The sequence below is a fragment of the Rouxiella sp. Mn2063 genome, from assembly GCF_049319665.1.
Taxonomy (GTDB): Bacteria; Pseudomonadota; Gammaproteobacteria; order Enterobacterales; family Enterobacteriaceae; genus JBMOUD01.
Genome location: NZ_JBMOUD010000001.1, coordinates 761,018 through 784,749, shown reverse-complemented (window position 1 = coordinate 784,749; position 23,732 = coordinate 761,018). Strand labels below are relative to the sequence as shown.

Sequence of the window (23,732 nt, the reverse complement as noted above, 5' to 3'; positions counted from 1 at the left end):
GGATTATTGCAGCCGGTTTGAGTCAATACGATTGGGTGCCGATATTCCTGTTTATCTGACTCCCACTCAACTGCCTGCTATTTCAGTGCGTTAAGCGCTGTGGCGGCCACTCAAATCATGCTCAGTTTTCTTGCCCATTAGGATCACATGCATCGTCTCTTAGGAGTCGAACATGTCTTCATATTTCAACCGCCATTTTTTAAGTAATGGCTTGTCACCGCATGTCGCCGCGACGTTAGTCGCGTTGAGTTTATTGGGGTCGGGTTCTGCCTTAGCCGATTCTCTCTCTTTCAATACGGCGCTACAGGCAGCCATGAACCACTCGCCTGCATTGCTGGCCGATCAATCACTGATCAACGCCAGCCAGGCGCAGAGCATTATTGCCGGGCAGTTGCCCGACCCGGTATTAAAAGCCGGTATCGATAACCTGCCCGCCGATGGCGAGCATCGCTTTAGCGTTAGCCATGATGATATGACCATGCAGCGTATCGGTATTGAACAAGAGTGGGTATCTGGTGAAAAACGTCATCTGGCAACGGTAGCGGCAGAACGCAAAGTTAATAGTGACCATTCCAGCTATCTGGCTAACCTGGCCGCATTGCGGATGCAAACCGCCTCTTCCTGGCTGTCGGCTTACTACGCGAAGCAGACGCTGGACAGCTATAACCAGTTGATTAGCCAAATGGACAACGAGCTGGCCGCCACTCGCGCGGCTTATCGCGGTTCCAGCGCCACACCAAGCGATGTAGTTGATGCGCAATCACAACTGGCGCAACAAAAAATTCTGCGTTTACAGGCGGAACAACGCTACCAAGCCGCCCTGTTTGCCCTGACTCGTTGGACCGGTGTACCGACCGATGGCGTATTAGGTAATATCCCGGCACTGCAAAGTGATGCCGCCGCATTAAGCTCGCAGCAGCTCAGCCAACGCCAGCCGGAATTAATTGCCGCTTCGGCGGATATTTCGCTGGCCGATGCCAATACCGCCGTAGCAAACAGTGAACGGTCACCCAATTGGACCTGGGATGTTAACTACCAAAACCGCAGCGCGCCGAAAACCAATATGGTGTCAGTCGGCGTGAGCATTCCACTGCCAATTTATCGCAGTAATAAACAAGATCGCGCCGTAGAAGCCAGCGCCGCATTAGGCACCCGCGCCCGCGAGCTGTTCCTGGATAAACAGCGCCAAATACAGGCCAATATCGCCGATCTTTCCTCGCAATTAACGCTGGGCCAGCAGCGTATCGCCTTGTTACAGCAAGGACTTTTACCCTTGGCTGAACAAAAAGTTCGGTTAGCCGACGCGGATTATCGCGCCGGTAATGGCGCACTGAGCCGCGTTTTTGCCGCTCGTCGCGAAAAAATCGACGCCACCCTTTCCCTGCTCGCGCTGCAACAAGATGTAGCGATTGCCTGGGCACAAATGGAATACCAACTCTTACCACCTGCACTTATCACAACCTCAGGAGAAACAGCACATGCAGAATAAATCATGGGGTTTCAAATTATCGATGGTCGCCAGCGCCATTATTCTGACAGTTGGCGGTTATTTGGCCGGACAGCATGCCGCCCCGGCCTCGCAGAACGCAGCACCAACCCAAATATCCGCCGCCAACGCCGGCAAAAAGGTGCTGTATTGGCACGACCCAATGGTGCCGCAGCAGCATTTTGATAAACCGGGTAAATCACCCTTTATGAATATGGCGCTGGTACCGGTGTATGCCGATAGCGATCAGCAACCGGGGTTAAAAGTCGATCCGGCCATGCAACAAGACTTAGGCATCCGCTTTGCCACCGTGCGCCAGACAGAGGTGCATAGCCAGCTCTCAGTTATTGGCACCACGCAGTTTGATGAATCGCTGGCCGAGGTTATCCAGACACGGGCGACCGGCTATATCACCCATCTGTATGCCAATGCACCGCAGCAACGCCTGAAGCGCGGCGAACCGGTTGCCTCGCTGTTTGTCCCGGAATGGTTACCGGCGCAAGAAGAATATCTGGCGCTGAAACACAGTCATCTGGACGCGACAATGTTGAATGATGCCAAAGCTAAAATGCGTGCATTATCGATCCCTGAGGCATTTATTAGTACGCTGGATAAAACCGGCAAAGTACAAAACAACCTGCTGATTACTGCGCCACGCGATGGCGTAGTCAGTGAGCTAGACGTGCGTGACGGCGCGATGGTCGCGCCCGGTCAAACGCTGGCGAAAATTAACGGCCTTGGCAAACTGTGGCTGGTGGTTGATATTCCAGAAACGCTGGCCGACCAGGTGCAAGTGGGCATGCAGGTTACCGCCTCACCAAGTAATCAACCTAATCGCACTATTCACGGTGAAATTCAGCAAATTCTGCCGCAAATCAACGGCAGCAGCCGCACGTTACAAGCGCGACTGGTCATCGATAATGCCAACGATGAATGGGTGCCGGGCATGTTAATGCGCGTGCAACTCTCCTCCAGCGTCGGTAAGCCAGGCTTATTAGTGCCAAGCGAGGCCATTATTGCCACCGGCAAGCGCACCGTAGTGATCGTCAGAAATCAAGATGGACGCTTGCAACCTGCCAATGTGGTGGTAGGCCGTGAAATTGGCGATGACACAGAAGTGCTTAGCGGGCTACAGACTGGCGAACAAGTTGTCGCTTCCGGTCAGTTCCTGATTGATTCCGAAGCCAATTTGAAATCGGTTCTGCCGCGCATTGACGGCGCGGAAGCGATGGCCAGTCATGCGACCACCGGCAGCGACGCATCCACTGCAAATGCGATGCCAATGGCCGCGAATCAAACCACCGCGCCCGCCAATAGCGCTGCGCTAACGCAATATCAATCTACCGGCGTTATCGAACAGGTCACACCTGAGGATATCACCCTCTCGCATCAGCCGGTGCCTGCGCTGCAATGGCCCGCCATGACTATGGCGTATAAAAAACCAGCGGCGGCAAATAGCGCGGCGAATGTTGCCAAGTTCAAAGCGGGTGACAAGGTGAACTTCAGCTTCCAGCAGGATGGCGACGGCTGGCAATTGACCGGCATGACTGCTGCCAACGGAGGCCAGCCATGATTGCTCGTATCATTCGCGCCTCGATTAATAACCGGTTATTAGTGGTCATCGCCACGCTGTTTTTACTGGCGTGGGGCGTCTATTCCCTGAAACAAACGCCGTTGGATGCGCTGCCGGATCTCTCCGACACCCAGGTTATTATCAAAGCCTCGTGGCCGGGCAAAGCGCCACAGGTGATGGAAGATCAGGTGACCTATCCGTTAACCACCACCTTGCTTGGCGTGCCGGGAGCCAAAACTATTCGCGCCTGGTCCTCTTTTGGTGATGCCTTTGTTTACGTGCTGTTCGACGATAAAACCGACCAATATTGGGCGCGTTCCCGCGTATTGGAGTATCTCAACCAGGTGCAAAGCCGCCTGCCAAAAGGCGCAACATTGTCCCTTGGTCCAGACGCGACCGGCGTGGGCTGGGTATATGAATATGCATTGGTTGATAAAACCGGCAAACAGGATTTAGGCCAATTACGCGCATTGAACGATTGGTTCCTTAAGTTTGAGCTGAAAACGGTACCGGATGTCTCTGAAGTCGCTTCACTGGGTGGCATGGTACGGCAATATCAGGTGGTGCTCGATCCCGATAAAATGCGTGCTTTTGGTATCACCCAAAATGAAATCACCGAGGCACTCGCCAAATCGAATCAGGAAACAGGCGGCTCGGTATTGGAAATGGGCGAAGCGGATTACATTGTGAAAACCAATGGCTATCTGCATACACCGGAAGATTTCCGTCAGGTGGTGATCCGCAGTGATGCCAACGGCACGCCGGTGTTACTCGGTGATGTTGCCCGTATCCAGATTGGCCCAGAGATTCGTCGCGGCGTTGCTGAACTTAATGGCCAAGGTGAAGTAGCCGGTGGCGTAGTGATTATGCGCTCCGGCAAAAATGCCCTCGCGACGATTGAAGGGGTGAAAGAAAAGTTGGCCGAGCTGAAGAAATCACTGCCTGCAGGTGTTGAAGTGGTCACCACCTACGATCGCTCAAAATTGATCGACCGTGCGGTCGATAACCTGACCGATAAGTTGATCGAGGAGTTTGTGGCGGTCGCGGTGATCTGCGCCCTGTTCCTCTTCCACTTCCGCAGCGCCTTAGTGGCGATTCTCGCGCTGCCGGTCGGCGTATTGGCGGCCTTTATTGCTATGCATTATCAAGGGGTGAATGCCAACCTGATGTCACTGGGTGGGATTGCCATTGCGATTGGGGTGATGGTGGATGCCGCAATTGTGATGGTAGAAAACACCCACAAGCATCTGGAAAGGCATGAAGGCACAGAACTCACCAGTCAGCAGCGTTGGGCGGTGATTGCCACCTCAGCCGCCGAAGTCGGCCCGGCGCTGTTCTTCTCATTGCTGATTATTACGCTGTCGTTTATTCCGGTGTTTTCACTTGAAGGACAAGAAGGCAAGCTGTTCTCGCCACTGGCGTTGACCAAAACCTACACGCTGGCGGCGGCGGCCTTGCTGTCGATCACGTTGGTGCCGGTGCTAATGGGTTGGCTGATCCGCGGACGTATTCCTCATGAAAAATCTAACCCGCTCAATCGCTTTTTAATTCGGATTTATCAACCGATTTTGGATCTTGCTCTGCGCCGTCCTCGCGCAACGCTGCTACTGGCTCTGTTGCTGTTGGGACTCACCGCCGCGCCGCTATCGCGCTTAGGCGGAGAATTTATGCCGCCGCTCGATGAAGGCGATCTGCTGTATATGCCAACCGCTCTGCCCGGTCTTTCTGCAGATAAAGCCTCGCAATTACTGCAAGTGACCGACCGGCTGATCAAAACCGTTCCTGAAGTTGAAACGGTGTTTGGCAAAGCGGGCCGCGCCGATAGTGCAACAGACCCGGCTCCGCTGGAAATGTTTGAAACGATGATCCAATTCAAGCCGCGTTCACAATGGCGGCCGGGCATGACGCCGCAAAAACTGGTGGCTGAACTCGACCGTATCGTACAGGTGCCGGGATTATCGAACGTTTGGGTGCCACCAATTCGTAACCGTCTGGATATGCTCTCTACCGGGATCAAAACGCCGGTAGGCATTCGCATCTCCGGTCCAAGCTTGGCGCAAATCGATAAAATCAGCGAACAAGTCGCTAAAGCCGTGCGGCCGGTCGCGGGCGTCACCTCAGCCTTCGCTGAACGCTTGAACGGCGGGCGCTATATCAATGTCGATATTGACCGAACTCAGGCCGCACGCTACGGCTTGGCCGTCGGCGATATCGAAGATGTCGTCTCTTCAGCTATTGGCGGTGAAAACGTTGGTGAAGTGCTCAACGGCCGCACCCGTTTCCCGATCAACGTTCGCTATCCGCGTGAAGTGCGTGATTCGGTAGACAAACTGCGTCAGTTACCGATGGTGTTAAATAACGGTGCACAGATCCAGCTTGGCGATGTCGCCAAATTAACCATCGACGATGGACCAACGATGATCCGCAGCGAAGATGCGCGCCTGGCCGGTTATGTCTATGTCGACTTGCGCAATACCGATTTGCAAACCGCAGTGCGTAATATGCAGAGCGTGGTCGCCAAAGAAGTGGTGTTGCCAGCAGGGTATTCGCTGTCGTGGTCGGGTCAGTTTGAATATCTGCAACGGGCCGAGGCCAAGCTGAAAACCGTTATCCCGGCAACACTGGCGATTATTTTTGTGCTGCTGTATCTGACCTTTAGCTCTGTTTCAGAAGCGGTCCTGCTGATGCTGACCATTCCTTTTGCGCTGATCGGTGGCTTCTGGCTGATCTGGGGATTAGGGCACGCGATTTCTGTCGCGACCGCCGTCGGGTTTATCTCGCTGGCCGGCGTCTCGGCAGAGTTTGGCGTGGTGATGCTGATGTATTTGAAAGAAGCCCTCAACAAGCGCTTACAAGCCGGTGAAACACTGAGCAATGAGCTGCTGCTGGCGGCAATTCGTGAAGGTGCGGTACAACGCGTGCGGCCAAAAGCGATGACCGTTGCGGTCATTCTGGCCGGTTTATTGCCGATTATGTTAGGCCACGGCACAGGTTCTGAGGTGATGCAGCGCATCGCTGCACCTATGGTCGGCGGCATGATCACCGCCCCGCTGCTTTCTATGCTGGTTATCCCGGTCGCCTGGTTGCTGCTTCAACGCCGCAATATCAAACGCCAGCCAGATTTAGAACAACAACATTCCACTGAAACTTCGGTTTCATCATCAACAACAAACCCTCATGAGGAATTACCATGAAAATTAAACTTGCTACCCTGATCGCCGCGACTTTTAGCTTGAGCCTGAGCGCAGCAGCCTTTGCCGATAGCAACATGGGCAATATGAAAATGGACGGTATGAAAATGGATGCCACTTCTTCTAGCGCAAAAGCCGCCGATCTAAGCGATGCCACGGTAGAAAAAGTGGACAGCGCCAGCGGCATGATCACCTTAAAACATAGCGCATTAGCCAATATTCATATGCCAGCGATGACCATGGCGTATAAAGCCAAGGATGCACAGATGGTAAAACAGGCCGCCGTGGGTGAAAAAGTAAAAGTGAAAGTTGAAAACGTAGGCAATACGTTGGAGATCACGACACTGGAGAAAGCGCAGTAACCCCTGGTAAATAAATATCCGGGCAGTGATTAGCGCTGCCCGGATAAACGCAGATGCCTCTCAATTTTCGTAACTCCTGCTATATCTTTACTGACCAATCTATTACATGTAAAACGCTGCAAAACCCGATCATTTTGGTGTAGGTTGGTAAACAGGCTATCCCGGTGAGCCATCCATTGGCCGATAATACAAACCTGTTTTAGCATCCACCCATTAAAGACTATGAGGTTGTCAATGAGCGATTTTCCCCTGCCGGAGTATAACGATGTTGCTGCTGCGAGCCATCGTATCAATGAATATGCGCATAAAACTCCGGTTTTGACCTCACGAACAGTCAATGACATGTTAGGTGCAGAAGTCTATTTCAAATGTGAAAATTTCCAGCGCATGGGTGCCTTTAAATTCCGCGGCGCAATGAATGCCCTGTTGCAGTTCAATGACCAACAGCGCAAAGCCGGTGTGGTGACTTTCTCCTCCGGCAATCATGCGCAGGCTATTGCGCTGGCGGCGCAAATACTGGGTATTCCCGCCACGATTCTTATGCCAGAAGATTCACCAGAGGCCAAAATCGCCGCCACCAAAGGTTACCAAGGTAAGGTGATCTTTTTTGACCGTTATAAAGACGATCGTCAGCAACTTTGCCGCGATCTGGCTGAAAAACAGGGCATGACGGTTATCCCGCCTTACGATCACCCACATATCATCGCCGGGCAAGGAACTGCCGCGAAAGAGCTGTTTGAAGAAGTGGGCGAACTCGATGCGATTTTTGCCAGCTTTGGCGGCGGCGGCTTGTTATCAGGTACCGCGCTGGCGGCACGTCACCTCTCTCCAGATTGCAAAATCTACGGCGTAGAACCCGAAGCCGGTAACGACGGCCAACAATCGTTCCGCAGCGGAAAAATTGTGCGTATTGATACCCCTAAGACCATTGCCGATGGCGCACAAACCTCTTACATCGGCGAGTTAAACTTCGCGCTGATCCAAAGATTGGTTGACGATGTACTCACCGCAACTGACGAAGAGTTAATCAGCTGTATGCGTTTCTTCGCCGAAAGAATGAAGATGGTTGTTGAGCCAACCGGCTGCCTGGGCTTTGCCGCCGCGCGTAATATGAAAGCCCAGCTGGCAGGCAAACGCATTGGTATCATCATCAGCGGCGGTAACGTTGACCTTGGTAATTTTGGTCGGTATTTGGTGTAAGCCCATACACTGGTCTTAAGCATATAAATATCGTATTGCGTATAACGTTGACCCGCGCCTAGTTTCACCAACGCGGGTCAACGTTATAGAAAATTGAAAAGCTAACAACTAACGACGCTTAAATTATGATTTCTAATATAAAACCAATACACGATGGCATCTTGGAAAAATTAATCCCTGACCTCAGAGATTTAGTTATAAACGGTATTGATGATAGTAAAAGAATTATTTTTATATGTGGAAAAGATAAAACTGATACTGAAAGTTATAGATTTCGTGTGTCAGCATTTTTAGAGACTTTTAGTCACTATCAATTAGCTTTTCCAGAAGACCTCTTTGAAGATTTACTTGAGGGGCAAGCAAACCATAGTTTATTATCTCTTGAAACACAACTTGCTGATGCTGTGGATTTAATTATATTAATCCCTGAAAGCCCTGGTTCATTTGCTGAGTTAGGAGCATTTACGACGCTTCCAGGCCTAGCTAAGAAAAAATAGTTAGTTAGCCGCATTATATTAATTCTATTTTTCAAAAACACTTACCACTATAAATACTTTCATTAGCTCTACTGAGCATTAGAATTTTTTTATTTTTCTCTATAGTATTAGATTTCTAATTTCAATTATTAATTTATTTTAAATATTAAATACTGACCAAAGGTTTTTTGCCAGTGCTTATTATACATAAATGTTCTTTTGCGAATTTTTTGTCATGAATAATACATCAATGGCATCACCCCCATTACACTTAAGCTTGCTAGCAGCTAACAACTTCTTCTCGATTCTAAAACTCTCAGTTTCAGTAGCTAATAATCGGACTGAACTGTTCCCTGTAACACAGGCTCCAGTTCAGAGGTTTAATAAAGTTATTAACTCAAAAACATAGTTTGTCTTAAGTGAAATATCATTTCAAAACAATGAGTTAACGAGTGCATTTGACGTAAATCATTTGTTTTCAGCCTTAACAAATATTAACTCAGTCAAGATAAAAAATTTTCAATTCATTAAAAATACCACTCATTGATTTAAAAAATTATTTTGCGGACCCGGAAATTTGCTTCGCAATATATGTAGCATAGTTATCAGTCATGCCAGAAACAAAATCAACAACTCTTAAGTAATTATCATAGTGACCAGCGTTAGGATTGAGAGGTTCATCGAGCAATTGAAGAATTCGTTGAGATTTAAAAGATATTCTTTTTGGATCTTCAATACTTTCATTTACTGCTGTTATAAATGCATCAAGTAATATCTCTATTGTAGAGTATGAACCGACTTCTAGCTCAATCTTCCTTCTTGTTGTAAAAATATTTTTTCTAGTCAATTCTTTAATACTATCAATTCCTATTTTGACATCACCATTTATGCAACTAAAAAGATCCCCACTAAAATCACCATCCATAATGGAATTGTAATTATTTAAAAAAGCATTACTTACTTCATTAATAAGTGATTCTATAGCTGATGATCTTAATGGAATAAAGCGCCTCCTAGTAAATACAGCCTCACCATATTCATCAACATCTGCATTTGAAGTTATTTTTTTAAAGCACTCTAAAACATCATCAAACCTCAAAATGCCTAATTCTATGGCATCCTCTATATCAATTATTTTGTAACATATATCGTCAGCAGCCTCCATTAAGTAAGACAGTGGGTGCCTACAATATTCGTCTTTCCCTAAATTAATCAACCCCAATTCATTAGCAATTTCATCAAACGTCATCGCTTCAGATTGCAATATATTGAACTTACCATGTTCGATAGCATAAGAATGTTCGGAAGACCAAGGGTATTTAATCAATGTACCTAACGTTGCATAAGTCAACCTTAACCCACCGTTATCTAAATGATTCTCAAGTTTTGAAACAACACGGAAACCTTGTGCATTCCCCTCAAAACTAGCTAAGTCATGTATTTGTCTTTTATTTTTAACTAGAGATATTTTAGAGGCATTCTCTGTAAACCACTGCCTTATTGCATACTCTCCAGCATGCCCAAAAGGAGGATTGCCAATATCATGTGCTACACAGGCTGCCTGTATTATCGAGGCGATCGTAGATGGAGTAACGCCTGACGGTAATTTTTCTTGTATTTTTTGCCCTACAGAATAACCTAAACTTCTACCAACACTACTTACTTCAATAGAGTGAGTAAGTCGATTATGAACATGGTCATTAAAAGATAAAGGGTGTACTTGCGTTTTTCTTGCCAATCGTCGAAATGCAGATGAAAAGACAATACGATCATAATCTCTAAAGAACTCGCTGCGTATATCCTTACGTTCTTTATCATTATTACCATGTCTTTTATCTGATAATAATTTATCCCAACTCATTCTTGTCATTTAAAATTTCCTTTTGAAGTTAAGTAATTACAGTAATGGGAAAATAATAATCCTTTAGAAAACTTACTTATGAAGAAATGGTTACTATATATACCTTTTGCACGTAAGGGCATCGGGCCATTGGCTGTCCCGATCACTTAGTTATATCAATACCCAGAAATCATCTCGATCACTGACTAACTGTATCTTGAAATTTATTTGGTATAGGTTTATGAAACAAATTCAACTCATGCATTAAGATGCAACATTCGTTATTCCAACTTTATTTAGCATGATAGCTTTATATCATAAATGCAGATTGGAAATATACATTAATATATCATACATATTTTAACCCAAAGAATACAATACCTGCATATGATTTAAAATGATCCTTTTTCAATTTAATGACGTGTTGTTTGAAATGCCACTAAACCTCATATACTCGTTCAAGCCGTTATTTTAGCCGTAATACCAAGCACTATTACTAGGCTGGCGTTTCTTGACTGGTCACCATAACCTTTACTCCAGCGGAAAAAGGTATCGCTCAAGCGGTCAACGATATGACAATTTTTATCGTAGGTTTAGCCTGTTCGTTAAGTGCAGGTAGCCTGCTGCAATATTTCGGTTGGGCGCACCTTAACGAGATATTGCTGCCTTGGATTGGCCTCACTGCGGTGGCGTTGATTTGGCTCTCATTGCATCAAGGAAAACCAGCTTCACCAAAACCCTGATTTACGCCGATAACCACACGATTCTCTGGTTGGACGGCTATAACTCAAACATTTACTACTTTACCCGTCTATTCGTCCGTTTGATTACTCATCTAACCCTTTACAGTAGGGATTATAATAAGGCCGTTTTTGGCCTTACTCCTTCATCAAACAGGGTCTTTTGGGCGTGGCTAAATCATTTTTACGCAGTGGAAGTTTGGAAGATATTCTCGCCCTTGGTGAGAACGGTCAGCCGGTTTACGCTTCTGCACTTCAGTTACGAGAGACATTGCGTCTGCGCAAACAACAGCAACTTGTTGATTGCCTAGCGATCCCACAGCCGAACGAAGACGGGACGCGATTGGACTGGTATGCGCCAATTGCCGGTAAGGTCACCTCTTGGATTGCTGCCAGCCAGACTCAGCGCAACGCGGCAATTCGCCAGTTAGAAACCGTGCAGCAAACCGTCGCTGAGATAAGCCAGCGTGCTCAAACCTCGCCGAAAAGCGCCCAACAACTGTTTGGCGTATTGTTGGCGAAAGCCATTCAATTCCCCGACCAAAACTATGTTTATCTGGTCGGTGGCAAACCTGTTCTCACCTTCTGGGGCTTTACCAAGCTTGATAAGAAACCACATCCTGACGCGTTAGCATGTTTGCGGCAGGTAGAGGAAGAAGCCGAGCCGCTGCCTTTTATTCCGGCACAAAAAGCCATTACGTCAACGGCTGCGCCGGTAAAGATTACGCCGCCTGAACCTGCGCCATCAGAAGCTATCGCGCCTAAAATCATTGAGCCTCAACCTGCTGCGCCTGAAACTACGCCTGTATCTACGGCGAGTAAGCCGACGTTTTGGCGGCTCTGGTGGATGGCACCGGCAGCCGTGCTGGTCGGTATTTTAGCGATACAAACTTATGGCTATTTTTCTACAGCGCCTAAAACGCCACAGCCAACGGCCAAGGTCGCTGCACCGGCTACCCCGGCGACAACAGAGCCAGAAAAAAGGCTGGTTGCGGCTAAAAGTCAGTCAACAGAACAAGATTTACCGCTCAGTGGGGCGACGGTTAAACCAGAAATAGTGACGCCGTCACTTATCGTTGCCACCTCGGGCAATAGAGCGCCAACAGTGAAAGTCGCGGATCATGCCGAGAATGAAGCCAATAAACCGCAGGCAACCGAACTGACTCCCCCTGCCGTTAAAACCGACGAGGCGCCTACTGAGGTCAAGTTAGCACCACCGGCTAAAAATGCGCTTATCCTGCCTGCTGATGAAGTCAAAATAGGTTCCACCAAGTTCCTTAATGGTAAATGGCGCGCGGTGCTCGATAACAAAGATCCGATTACCGGCAAACAACCTATCCTGCACTATCAATTTAAAAACGGTGCTGGCACGCTGCGTGCGGTGATCGGTAATGGCGTCATCTGCCGTGCATCGGTTAAAGCGGGCCTGATGAAATCGGGCAGCCTGGCGTTGGATCGCGCAGGCAAAGGAACGTGTAGTAACGGTTCCCGCTTCCAGGTTCCCGATGTGCTCTGTGTCCAGGCGGCAAATGGCGCTGCTGAGTGTAAAGGCCGTTATGACGCGAATACGGTTATTCCAATGACGATGAAGTACGAAGGTAAATAACGGATGCTGGCGACGATCACCCCTTTTAAACAGAAAATTTCTCTGATTCAGAACAGCGGCGTCCAGTTCTTAGACTTCGCCTTAACGCCAACGGTTGACCATGAGCAACCGGGCAAATTTGTTCGTCAAACGGCCAATGGCCCGCTGCTGCGCCTGATTCATAACCCGCAAACGGATAAATATTTGCTGCCGATAAACAATGGCGGCACGCCGGAAGTAGTTAAACCTGAGTTTAGCTTCCCCTTAGAGCACTCATTATCGTTGTTCAGCAATCTGTGGTTGCCGCTGCCGTTTCTGCGCTTTAACGCCCCGCGCACTTTTATGGGCAGGCCGGAAAACTGGGCGCGGGTGCAGATTTTAGCGCTTGAAACCCCGGACCAAGATGGCAATAGCTATCGCATCTGCCTGGCGTTTGATACCAAAGTTTATCCAGAAGGCAGCGAGAATGAAGCGCTGGCGCTGAGTGAAGAAGATATCAATACCGGCGGCGGTTTTACGCTGGCTTATAACAGCGATGAACTGGCCGAGTTTCTGGATCTGACCTGGGTGAACGGCTGGCTGCGTGAAGCCTTTAGCGAACAAGCCGTAGCACTTGAAAACCGAAGCGCGGTACAGCTCAAAAATGCGTTGAGAGAATTTGAATATCAGGCCCATTACCTGAATATTTTGCAGATGTTGGGCACGCAACTGGACTTGCCTGAAATTAAAATCAGCGCCAGCACTTTGCAAGAACCGGCCGTCAACGTCGATTTAATTCTCGATGTCGGCAACTCACATACCTGCGGTATTTTGGTCGAAGATCACGCCGATGAACACAACGGTTTAAAGCAGAGTTATGAGTTGCAACTGCGCGACCTTAGCCGCCCGCATTACGTTTATAACGAGATGTTTGAAAGCCGGATTGAATTTGCTGAAGCCAAATTTGGTAAATCAAGCTACTCGATGGAAAGCGGCCGTGAGGATGCTTTCATTTGGCCGTCAATCGCGCGCGTAGGACGTGAAGCTAGCCGCCTGGCGCAAGCTCGCCAAGGCACCGAAGGCTCAACAGGTATTTCCAGCCCACGCCGCTATTTGTGGGACGAAGAGCTTTATGCGCCGGGCTGGCGCTTTAGCCAGTCGAACAGTAAAACTATCAGCGAGCCGCCAGCGATTGCGCTGCCGATGTCACATCTTATCGATGATGAAGGTCAGCCATTATATAGTCAGCCGCTTGACGAACGTATGCCGGTATTTTCGGCGCATTACAGCCGCAGCTCATTGATGGCATTGATGCTCTCGGAGCTTCTCTCGCAGGCGTTGATGCAAATTAACAGCGCGGCACAGCGTCAGAAAATGACCCACAGTTCGGCGCCGCGCCAGCTGCGTAATATTATTTTGACTTTGCCTTCGGCAATGCCAAAACCGGAGCGTGAGATCTTCCGCCGCCGGATGGTTGAAGCTATTGGCCTGGTGTGGAAAGCGCTCGGCTGGCACCCTGCCGATGATGATTTCACCACCTTGGCCGATAAAGAAAAAAGCCAAATTCCGGTGCCAGAAGTGCATATGGAGTGGGACGAAGCGACCTGCGGCCAATTGGTCTATCTGTATAACGAAACGCAGGTGAATTTTGCCGGTCGTACTGCGGAGTTTTTTGCCAGTATGGCGCGTCCCGACAAAGCCTTGTCTGAGGGCGAGATCCCCGGTAGAACGCTGCGTATCGCCTCAATTGATATCGGCGGCGGCACCACCGATATGGCCATTACCCAATATCGTTTAGACGATGGCATTGGTAACAACGTCAAAATTATCCCACGCCTGCTGTTCCGTGAAGGCTTTAAAGTGGCCGGTGACGATATTTTGCTGGATGTCGTTCAACTTTACGTCTTGCCTGCGTTGCAACAGGCGCTTAAACAGCGTGGTGTGGTAACACCAGAAGGCCTGATGTCCCGGCTATTTGGCGGCGAAGGAAAAATGGATGCGCAACTCACCCAGCGCCAGCAAATTACCCTGCAACTGTTTATTCCTATCGGCCATGCGGTATTACAAGCTTACGAGCAATTTGACCCGCTCGACAGCGCCGCTGAAATCGATGCCACCTTCGGTGAGTTGCTCGCCTCGGCCCCAACCGACAAAGTACTGGCGTATATCAATAGCGAAATTCAGCGCGAATTGCCCAAGGATGCTGCCGAGTTTGATATTTTGCAGGTGCCGTTGATCCTACGCCTGACCCAGCTGCACGCGGAGTTTTTATCTGACCGTATGAATATCACTCAGCATTTGCGTTCGCTGTGCGAAGTGGTGTCTTTGTATGATTGTGATGTGCTGTTGCTCACCGGCCGCCCCGCTCGTTTCCCTGGTATTCAGGCGCTGTTCCGACATTTGCAGCCGTTGCCAATCAACCGTATTTTGTCGCTCGATGGTTATCACACTAATCAGTGGTATCCGTTTAATAAAGACGGTGCGATTGAAAACCCGAAATCAACCGCCGCCGTGGGGGCGATGTTATGCTTACTGGCGTTGGATCTACGGTTGGCCGGGTTCTACTTTAAAGCTGGCGATTTCAAACCTTATTCAACCGTGCGCTATCTTGGCATGCTCAATAGCAGCCATTCGCTGGCCGGAGAGAACGTCTATTATCACGACATTGACCTTGATGATGATAAATTCCGCCTGCCTGCAGAAACCTATTTCCAAATGCGCGGCTCCCTGTGTTTGGGATTCCGTCAATTAGATAACGACCGCTGGCCAGCCTCACCGCTTTATACCTTGTCGATTATCGACCAGCAGCTGGCCAGAAAACTCACCGCCGACAGTATTTTGCGCGTCCGTTTATCTGTGGAGAAAGGCGACAGCCACAGCGGGCCAGAGCGCTTTAAAATCGCCGAAGCGTTATTAGAAGATGGCAGCCGCGTTCCCGCTCATCACCTTTCGTTGAAATTAAATACGCTGCCCGGCAGCGGCGCTGGCGAAGCCCATTATTGGATCGACAGTGGGAGTATTTTTAGAAAATGACCGTTATAAACTCACAGCTTGATTCGCAACCAGTCGACTCACAGTTAGTCGATTCACAGTTAGTCGATTCACAACTACAGACCCTCGCCGACGGTATTAGCCAGGCGATAGAATGGGTCGAGGTTTCACGCCAGCAGGCGCATCGTCTGGATATTGAAGCCGATGAGGTGATGCTAAAGTTGCGGCGCAGCCGTAATAAAGCCGCAAATCTGCTGCAAGCAGCATCACGCCGTTGCGCCATTGCATTTTATGGTATGCAGCAGGCGGGAAAATCTTATCTGATTTCTGAATTGGCGGGTGACGAAGGCCGTTTAGAAACCACATTAGGTAGCGAGACTTTCGATTTTTTACGCGATATTCACCCGGCAAAGCAATCTGCGCATTTCGTGACGCGCTTTACTTATCATCAACGCGAGCAACATGCTGACTATCCAGTGCGCGTAGAGCTGCTTGATGAAGCCGCATTGATTCAATTGGTTGCCACGGCCTTTAGCCAGGAACCGCATCCCGTTGATAACGCCTACTTACTTGATGAACGCAGCATTAGTCAGCATCTCGCCAGCGTCTCTCTGCACCGACAGCCGCAAATTGTGGCGGGCCTTTCTGGCGACCAGACGTTAGCACTGTGGGATGCACTGGCTCATCAACAAAGCCTCGCCACACAGAGTAAACGTCAACATTTATTGGCTACTGCCTTCTGGCCAACGGCAGTAGAACTGGCGCCTTATTTGAATATCGACCAGCGCGGACAGTTGTTCTCGCTGTTATGGGATGGACGCCGCGAGCTTACCGCAGCCTATTGTCAGTATGCCCACGTTTTACAACAATTCAGCGGTGCGCAAACTCTGCTTGCGCCGCTGAATGCATTGTTCGATGACGCCACGCCACAGGCTTATGGGCTGATGAGTGCCCAGCCGAGTCATTTGCAGATTGATGTGTGCCCGCTGCACGATGGCGTTCTCGCTCCTGTTCGTCAGCTTTCGCTGGATGAACTGATGCTCTTAACCCGCGAAGTGACGATCCCACTAGCGGCATCGGCAACTCACCAAGCGCTCTCTCACGTTGATTTCTTAGACATGCCACCGATTGGCGATCAGATCTCAATCCTTAGCAGCGATCAAGCGAATTTGAGCTCTTCTTTGCTGGCGGCAAAACGCATTGTACTGCTCGATAGATATAGCGAAGAGCAGCAGATGAACTGGCTGCTGGTGTGCAACGCCGTTGGTAAACGCGACGATGTAAAAACCTTAGGTGCGGCGCTGAAAAAATGGGTGTTGCTCACCCAAGGTGAGCAGGCAGCGTTACGTAAAAATAGAAAACCGGGGCTTATCTGGGCGATTACGCCTTACGATCGCGAAAAAGGTTTTGATGCGGCCGTGCAACGTTATGTCGGTAATCCCGGCGATACCTGGGGCGCGATGACCGCCCTTGACGGCAGCAGTTTGCAACGCATGGCGAGCTGGTTGGTGGAAAACGCACAGGAACGAGTGAAATCAACGCGTTTAAGCGAACAGCTGCATGAATTACAGCGGGAGTTGGTTGAAAACCAGCTTGGTATCTGGTGCCTGCCAGCGGCGGGTGAAGAAATTGAACGTAAACAGCATATCGCTAAAACGTTACTGAAAGCTTTGCAGGCCAGAACCGGTGTCCACGGCGAACTGTTGGAGCGTTTGTTGCCAGAAAGAGGCATTATTCGCCGCCTGTATTTGCAACAGTATCGCCCCGAACTGTCTGCGCATAAATCGCTAGCAAGTGTAGACGCTCAGCCTTTTGGTATCGGGGTTGAGATAGATCTATTAGCCGATCTCGATGAGGATATCTTTACCTCTGACGGCGTTGATACTCAGCGTCTGAGTGAAAAAAAGCCGGTGGAAGAAAAATCTCTCGAAGAGAAGTTTGCTGACAATGTGCTGCGTTACTGGATCAATCATCTGCGCAACCTGCCAGAAAATGCCCCATTGATTCATTTATTGGGTGTCAGCAAAGCCAGCATTGAAATGCTGATGGAGGAGTTGATCACCGCCAGTATTCGCCTTGATATTGGCAATAAGCTGACGGCCACCCTCACTCAGTCTGCCCCAACGGTCGATCCGCAAAGTCATGCCGATAGCCAGGTATCTCGCGTGTTAACCGTGCTCGGCGATTTTGTTGCCTGGCTTGGTTTCTTGCAGATACCGGAAGAGGAACGCCCAGAAAGCCGTATCAATCGTGGTTATAAAATTTTTGTCCAACCGCCTAAACCTGCGGTTAATTGGGCGGAGGGTCAACGTCTTACCAAGCTGACTTTAGCCCCTATCAACAATACGGCGTTCTATATTTACGATTGGCTCGTTGGACTCAATCGTATTATTGTCTTGAACGCAGGTTACTCCGCGGCAACAGAAATTGCCCCTGAACAGCAGACAAAATTAGAGGCAATTATTAAGAAAATACGGCCGGTAGCTTAACCGGCTTTACACTCGCCAAGTGGGTAATAACAGTACCAATATTTTCATACAAATACTGGCGATACCTTAGCAGTTCCCTCCTAATATCCATCCTAAAACGCCGCTAGCAGCGGCGTATAGTGATCCTCGTTACCGCGCGCAAGGCGCAATGCGGATTGAGGGGTGTGATATGAAAAAATTGATGCTCATCGTGGCAGCAGCGGCGTTAATGTCTGCGAGTTCTGCCTCATTTGCTTATGGCTATGGTTATTACCACCACGGCTTTTATGGACCTCGGGTTGGCGTGATCATCGGCGGCCCATGGGGACCACCGCCACCACCGGTCTATTATGCACCACCGCCAGTGGTTTATGTGACGCCGCCAGCACCGCAGACCTATGTCGAGAAAACGCCAAGCTATGTGTATTACTGCCCACATCCAGCGGGATATTACCCGCAGATCCCGCGCTGTCCAAGCGGTTGGATGAAAGTGGTTCCTGGCGATTCGGCTCCTCGTTAATTCAGGCGGTTCACTCATGAATATTAAATATGCTATCGCTGCGATGGCCTGTATCACTACGCTTGCAGGTTGTGTGTCACCACCGACTCGCTCAAGCGTGATGGTATTACCTGGCACCGGCAAAAGTTATCAGCAGTTTCGCTATGATGAAATGAACTGCCGCACCGAAGCTGAAAACAGCACGAACGGTAGCGCACAGGCGGCAAATAATTCGGCAACCAATACCGCGGCTGCCGGTACGGTGATTGGCGCAGCAGCGGGTGCTTTGATTGGCGCGGCATCCGGCAGAGCCGGTGCAGGTGCCGCTATCGGTGCAGGCAGTGGATTGCTGATTGGCAGTAGCGTCGCCAGCAACTCAAGCTCGATGAGCAGCGGTGATTTACAAGATCAGTTCGATACTATTTATACGCAATGTATGTACGCCAAAGGTAACCGCGTCCCAGTTTCCGGCAGCTTTAGCCAAACTGATAGCGATCAAGGCGCACCGCCGGATTACTATCCGAACGCAGGTGCCAGCAGCGTACCACCGGATTACACCCCAAATAACAGCGGCACACCGCCAGATTATGTGCCACGTTAATGTGAGTGAGAGTTAGCGTGAAACCGTTGTCTTGAATATCGAGGTAATCAGGCATAGTACGCCTATGGGCGCCACGGCGGGCAAGCCCGCTACGCCCCATACGGCGTACTCTCTGTGATAGTTAACGTTACCGTTGCCTGAATTATTTTATCGTATTAGCGCTGATGGTGCCGTTTACTATCAATTTGGGCGCTGATTGTGGTTTTTCATACTCATTCAAGCAATCGTCAACTCTTTTTCACAGCCTTACTGATCTGTTTCTATGAGCTTACCATCGTTGGTTATGATGTAGGTTGAGCGTTCAAAGCTGAATCGACTCTCTCCATTACGATTGCTGCTAATGGTCATGAGAATATCTTTATCAATGCAATTAACAGGTGCTTTTATATCATCGAAACACAACCTATCTTCTTTACCCTCTTTTTTATAACCATCACCAAAAGCAAAAATCGTAATATAATCAGGACCACCATTATTTTTTGAAATAATATTACTTTTCGAAAATATACTATTCTGGTTTTCTACCCACCATTTGATGCTAGCTGATGCCGATATTGGTAAATGGTCAACTAAAACCTCAACAGTATAATTATCGTGATGTACAGCAATCACCCTTACCTCTCGATTATTCAGGTAACTATATGTTCCTGCAGCGAATATCCCAACGACAGCTAGTATAAAAAGCCACTTCCTCATTACAAACTTCCTTCAATATCAACTGTCGCTTCTAAGCTAGTTAAAAAAGGACGAAAACCAAATTTATCATAACGTTGCAAGACGAACCAAATTCTAAAGAATTGAAATTGATTAAATTTTGGCTTACAGATGTCATCAATATCCAAACCAAAATGATCTTGTCCCGTATATTTTATTTGCGCTTTCCACCCACTGCTATTTACTACCAAGTCTACAATATCGATACGAGTAGCGTGAACATCATGAATCGTGATCCCCATACCATTAATGTTATCCATTATTAGGGAGTCAAATTTCGGTAGAACCCTACTGCTAATTATTTTTGTAAGTTCAGAGAGCCTTTCCTGCGGATATCCGCAATTTTTATAATCAATGTGATCATTTATTTCCTGCTGAATAGCTAGTTTTGTGCTGTTAGGTGAATTATCATTAACGATTCTCTGTTTATATGCATCGTTTAGTTGCATATCTTTAAATGGAGCACCGGTCGACTGCTCGAAATGTCTTAGCATTTTGTTAATCAAATATTTGTATGGACCTACACATGCAAAAGGAAAAGATGTTACTTGCATTTCTTCGAATAGTAATTTTGTGCATTCTTGAACACTTATTGAATTTTTCGCTTTTCTTTTTCCATATACGCCTGCAAATCTTGATTGAGGATTGTTAAATGCGGTTAATCTGGTGAGATTGTAGGGATCTACTAAGTTGGAGATGTTAGTGAGCCTAAACTCATTCTTCAATCGTGATTCAGAAATATCCCCAAATTGCATATCAGCTGCGCCATAATCATTGAATGTACGCTGTGTGGTATAGAGCCTCTGGGGGAATGTCGCTATTGCCATAACACTGTTACTCCTTCAACAAGTTATCCTAACCTTCTTATGAGGTTAATTCCTTTCCACATACTACTCTAATTGCAGCTTAACAAAAATTCATCAACAACTCGCCCCGCCCTTCAGCAATATTAAAGGAGTAGGTCGTATCAGCGCTGATGGTAATGCCGGCTATCAACCGGTGCTTCCGCCCTTTCCTTCATACCATAATCACGTATCACGCTTGCGACACGCAGTCGATAATCGGCCAGGATTTGTCCCCTTCCTACGGCTTGCGCCAGCCGGTGAGATTCCAGATTACGCCACTGTTGAATGGCGGCCTCATCGCGCCAGAATGACAGAGACAATAATTTCTCCGGCTCGGTCAGGCTTTGAAAACGCTCAATCGAAATGAAACCGTCAATTTGTTGTAATAACGGTTTAAGCGCCTGAGCCAGTTGCAGATAAGTGTCTTGTTGTCCTTCGGCAGCTTGTAATTCAAATATCACGCACAGCATGGTTATGCTCCTTTTGGTTCTTCTACCACGAAAGTGAAAAATTCAGCGACGCGAGCGTTCAGCGATTCGCGCCAGCGATAATGCTGTATTGCCTTATCAATAGCGCCGCGTGAGGTAAGAAAACGGATAGCACTTAAGGCCAGTAAGCTCGCCCAACGTTCACCCGGACAGGCGTGTGCGCCGCTGCCAAAGGCATTGCCTTGTGCAAGTGATAACACCAGCGGCTCAGGGCTTTTATGGTTAAAACGGCGCGTGGTCATTATTGGCGGTGTCTGTGATAACACCCGTTCGATGACGTTTTGCAAGCCATGGTTGTAATTGTCGCCAAGCAGTAAAGCCTGGCTTATCAAGCCTGCCGTTCCCTCACAAGTTTGAAATAGCAGCCCCATTGCATTGGCAATCACCACATTAGGATCGGTAATCTCCTGCTGATGACATGCCTGCTGCAAATGTTTCAACAACGGCCCGGGAACTTTCAGTAGTAATGCAATACGTTGAAATAGACGCTCGCTGGCGGCCACGCCTAAGGCCAACTGTTCGGCGTTGCTGCCCGGGGCAATACAGCGGATAAACGGTAATACTTCGTTGAGTAACTCGCGATGAGATTCTGCGGCAACACCCAATAATTGGGCCACCGCGCAAACCGGCAGTGCGTAGTTAAAATAGGTCACATTCTCCGCTGTCATTTCGGCAGGAAAATCGGCACAGATGTGCCGTGCGCAATGCTCAGCAATCTGCGAAATTTCATCCGGGGTAAAGGCCGCTAATGCAGCAACAATGGCCGTTTTTAACGCCTGATGAAATGCCCCGTCATTCATTCTCACCAAGTGGGAAAATACCTCACCGGCCCGCGTGTTTTGTAACGCGTGCGGTATTGGCTCATCGATGGGTCTGACAAATAAATCGGTGCGATTGAGTTGCTGCTTAACGGCGTGCGGACAGCTCTGCATAGACTCCCTTTCGTTTATATCTGGCATAAAGTCGTGAAGCTCTGAATGTAGAGTTATCACTTCGCCGATACTTCGATTAATCTCGAAGTATTGATGGCGTGACGCCGAGTAAAATAGCCTGATGAAAACGATAAACTCCATGAGCCTTGAAGAGAGTCTGGCGACATTAGCCGCCGCGATTGCAGACCGCACCAGAGCGCGCATGCTCTGTCTGTTAATGGATGGACGCGCTTATACGGCAACCGAGATAACGGCGGCAGTAGATGTTGTTGCCTCTACTGGCAGTAGTCATTTGGCAAAATTACAGGAGCAGAATTTAATCACTTGTGTAAAACAGGGGCGTTATCGCTATTTCCGCCTGTCTGGTCAGGAGGTCGCGCACTTGCTGGAAACTTTAATGGGATTCGCTGGCGTGGAAAAACCCCAGGTCAAAAGTTCAACGCCAAAATCCCTGCAATTCGCTCGCACCTGTTACGACCATATGGCTGGAGATGTCGCGGTAAAACTGCATGACTGCTTTTTTGCTCGTGGTTGGCTCAATGGCGACGTTGACTATGTACTGACCGATGTCGGTAGAAAGGGGTTCAACGAGCTGGGTGTTGATATCACCCCGCCATTATCGCGCAGACAATTTGCCTGTAGCTGTCTGGATTGGAGCGAGCGCAAATCCCATCTTGGCGGCGCATTAGGCGCGGCCTTGCTCGTTTCATTCGAAAAACAAGCCTGGGTACAACGTCGTTTAGACAGCCGGGAATTGGTGTTCACCGCGCGCGGCAAACGAGCACTTTTGCGGCATTTTCAGCTTCATTTATCGTAAGAACGCTGAGTCTGCTCATTCATTGTTGGCTTTATCGTGATAGGAAAATGTTTAGCGGCTAAAACGATAATACTATCTATATTGGATAAGGTACCATTATAATGATTTCTTTAAATGACTGACCACTCAGACAATAAAGGTGAACCATGAAAGTCCTGATCTTCGGCGCTACCGGTATGCTAGGCCAAGGCGTTTTACGCGCTTGTCTGGCAGATAAAGATATTACACTGGTGCAGACAGTTGGCCGCACGACGACCGGACAGATTCATCCCAAATTACGTGAAGTGGCGCATGCCGATCTGTGGAATTATGCCAGCATTGAAGATCAGTTGGCGGGTTTCGATGCCTGCTTTTTCTGCCTAGGTGTCTCGTCAAACGGCATTACGCCTGAGCAGTACGAACGCATGACTTATGATCTGACCTTAGCTGCAGGTACGACGCTGGCGCGGCTTAATCCCGAAATGCGCTTTATCTATATCTCTGGCAAAGGTACCGATGCCAACGGCGCGAGCCACTGGGCCAAAGTGAAAGGTCGTACCGAAAACGCGCTGCTGGCACTGCCCTTCCAAGCCGTCATGTTCCGCCCGGCTGCTATCGAACCGGTGCATGGTGAAGTCTCCAAAACGCCGTCCTATCGTTTGTTCTATAAGATAGTCCAACCCTTAAAAATACTGACGCTGCTGCGCCGTTTGCTTCCGGCACAAATCACCACAACTGAAGAGTTGGCGAAGGCGATGATTGCCGTAGCTCGCTACGGCTCGACGCAGAAGATTATCGAAGGCGGAGATTTTGCAGCGCTGGCAAAACAAGTGAACTGAGCCAGTTTTTCTCACTGGCTACCACAGTGCGTAAACAGGAGCGCTACGCGCTCCCGTTAGATTTAATGATGCAATAACATTATTGAGCAACTGGGAATTTTCTCCCGATTATCGGTAAGAAATCATT

General features: G+C 48.7%; 19 protein-coding genes. 14 read left to right on the top strand and 5 right to left on the bottom strand.

Going from position 1 to position 23,732, the window contains the following annotated elements:
- Positions 1-172 precede the first annotated feature (172 nt).
- The 6 genes from ACL9RG_RS03360 to ACL9RG_RS03335 all read left to right on the top strand — a co-directional run bounded on the left by ACL9RG_RS03360 (position 173) and on the right by ACL9RG_RS03335 (position 8,309).
- Positions 173-1,489 carry a TolC family protein gene (locus ACL9RG_RS03360; protein WP_422791138.1) on the top strand — a complete coding sequence of 439 codons (1,317 nt, stop codon included), beginning with the start codon at positions 173-175 and terminating at the stop codon, positions 1,487-1,489.
- Positions 1,479-3,059: an efflux RND transporter periplasmic adaptor subunit gene (locus ACL9RG_RS03355; RefSeq protein ID WP_422791137.1), complete on the top strand. Its 1,581-nt coding sequence runs from the start codon at positions 1,479-1,481 to the stop codon at positions 3,057-3,059. The genes ACL9RG_RS03360 and ACL9RG_RS03355 overlap by 11 nt, the downstream gene beginning before the upstream one ends.
- Positions 3,056-6,253 carry an efflux RND transporter permease subunit gene (locus tag ACL9RG_RS03350; RefSeq protein ID WP_422791136.1) on the top strand — a complete coding sequence of 1,066 codons (3,198 nt, stop codon included), beginning with the start codon at positions 3,056-3,058 and terminating at the stop codon, positions 6,251-6,253. The genes ACL9RG_RS03355 and ACL9RG_RS03350 overlap by 4 nt, the downstream gene beginning before the upstream one ends.
- A complete protein-coding gene (locus ACL9RG_RS03345; RefSeq protein ID WP_422791135.1) occupies positions 6,250-6,612 on the top strand; it encodes a copper-binding protein in 363 nt (120 codons plus the stop codon). The genes ACL9RG_RS03350 and ACL9RG_RS03345 overlap by 4 nt, the downstream gene beginning before the upstream one ends.
- Before the next feature lie 234 nt (positions 6,613-6,846).
- A complete protein-coding gene (locus ACL9RG_RS03340) occupies positions 6,847-7,812 on the top strand; it encodes a threo-3-hydroxy-L-aspartate ammonia-lyase (protein ID WP_422791134.1) in 966 nt (321 codons plus the stop codon).
- A gap of 161 nt (positions 7,813-7,973) precedes the next feature.
- Complete coding sequence (locus ACL9RG_RS03335; protein WP_422791133.1) at positions 7,974-8,309, top strand: hypothetical protein; 336 nt, start codon at positions 7,974-7,976, stop codon at positions 8,307-8,309.
- A gap of 535 nt (positions 8,310-8,844) precedes the next feature.
- Here ACL9RG_RS03335 and ACL9RG_RS03330 read toward each other — a convergent pair.
- Entirely contained in the window at positions 8,845-10,158 is a 1,314-nt protein-coding gene (locus tag ACL9RG_RS03330) for a deoxyguanosinetriphosphate triphosphohydrolase (RefSeq protein ID WP_422791132.1), read from the bottom strand.
- A 542-nt stretch (positions 10,159-10,700) separates the two neighbouring features.
- On the opposite strand from ACL9RG_RS03330, the gene ACL9RG_RS03325 reads away from it, so the two are divergent.
- The 6 genes from ACL9RG_RS03325 to ACL9RG_RS03300 all read left to right on the top strand — a co-directional run bounded on the left by ACL9RG_RS03325 (position 10,701) and on the right by ACL9RG_RS03300 (position 18,991).
- Positions 10,701-10,871, top strand: coding sequence for a hypothetical protein (locus tag ACL9RG_RS03325; RefSeq protein WP_422791131.1), 171 nt, complete (start codon positions 10,701-10,703; stop codon positions 10,869-10,871).
- 166 nt (positions 10,872-11,037) lie between these two features.
- Positions 11,038-12,474, top strand: a complete 1,437-nt coding sequence (locus ACL9RG_RS03320; protein ID WP_422791130.1) for an SrfA family protein — start codon at positions 11,038-11,040, stop codon at positions 12,472-12,474.
- 3 nt (positions 12,475-12,477) lie between these two features.
- Positions 12,478-15,465 (top strand): virulence factor SrfB, encoded by a 2,988-nt coding sequence (locus ACL9RG_RS03315; protein WP_422791129.1) that lies wholly within the window; start codon positions 12,478-12,480, stop codon positions 15,463-15,465.
- The gene (locus ACL9RG_RS03310; RefSeq protein ID WP_422791128.1) at positions 15,462-17,912 is read left to right on the top strand and encodes a virulence factor SrfC family protein; all 2,451 of its coding nucleotides are present in this window, start codon (positions 15,462-15,464) and stop codon (positions 17,910-17,912) included. The genes ACL9RG_RS03315 and ACL9RG_RS03310 overlap by 4 nt, the downstream gene beginning before the upstream one ends.
- 169 nt (positions 17,913-18,081) lie before the next feature.
- On the top strand, positions 18,082-18,411 hold the full coding sequence (locus ACL9RG_RS03305; RefSeq protein WP_422791127.1) for a hypothetical protein: 330 nt from the start codon (positions 18,082-18,084) through the stop codon (positions 18,409-18,411).
- A 16-nt stretch (positions 18,412-18,427) separates the two neighbouring features.
- Entirely contained in the window at positions 18,428-18,991 is a 564-nt protein-coding gene (locus ACL9RG_RS03300) for a glycine zipper family protein (protein WP_422791126.1), read from the top strand.
- Positions 18,992-19,237: 246 nt separating this feature from the next.
- Here ACL9RG_RS03300 and ACL9RG_RS03295 read toward each other — a convergent pair whose 3' ends face one another.
- The 4 genes from ACL9RG_RS03295 to ACL9RG_RS03280 all read right to left on the bottom strand — a co-directional run bounded on the left by ACL9RG_RS03295 (position 19,238) and on the right by ACL9RG_RS03280 (position 21,970).
- Complete coding sequence (locus ACL9RG_RS03295) at positions 19,238-19,687, bottom strand: DUF943 family protein (protein WP_422791125.1); 450 nt, start codon at positions 19,685-19,687, stop codon at positions 19,238-19,240.
- Positions 19,687-20,532, bottom strand: a complete 846-nt coding sequence (locus ACL9RG_RS03290) for a DUF3289 family protein (protein WP_422791124.1) — start codon at positions 20,530-20,532, stop codon at positions 19,687-19,689. The genes ACL9RG_RS03295 and ACL9RG_RS03290 overlap by 1 nt, the downstream gene beginning before the upstream one ends.
- Positions 20,533-20,672: 140 nt before the next feature.
- Positions 20,673-21,020, bottom strand: a complete 348-nt coding sequence (locus tag ACL9RG_RS03285) for an antibiotic biosynthesis monooxygenase family protein (RefSeq protein WP_422791123.1) — start codon at positions 21,018-21,020, stop codon at positions 20,673-20,675.
- A gap of 2 nt (positions 21,021-21,022) precedes the next feature.
- Complete coding sequence (locus tag ACL9RG_RS03280; RefSeq protein ID WP_422791122.1) at positions 21,023-21,970, bottom strand: cytochrome P450; 948 nt, start codon at positions 21,968-21,970, stop codon at positions 21,023-21,025.
- Positions 21,971-22,109: 139 nt separating this feature from the next.
- On the opposite strand from ACL9RG_RS03280, the gene ACL9RG_RS03275 reads away from it, so the two are divergent.
- Positions 22,110-22,787 (top strand): ArsR/SmtB family transcription factor, encoded by a 678-nt coding sequence (locus ACL9RG_RS03275; protein ID WP_422791121.1) that lies wholly within the window; start codon positions 22,110-22,112, stop codon positions 22,785-22,787.
- Between the two features lie 146 nt (positions 22,788-22,933).
- The gene (locus ACL9RG_RS03270; RefSeq protein ID WP_422791120.1) at positions 22,934-23,605 is read left to right on the top strand and encodes an NAD-dependent epimerase/dehydratase family protein; all 672 of its coding nucleotides are present in this window, start codon (positions 22,934-22,936) and stop codon (positions 23,603-23,605) included.
- Positions 23,606-23,732 lie beyond the last annotated feature (127 nt).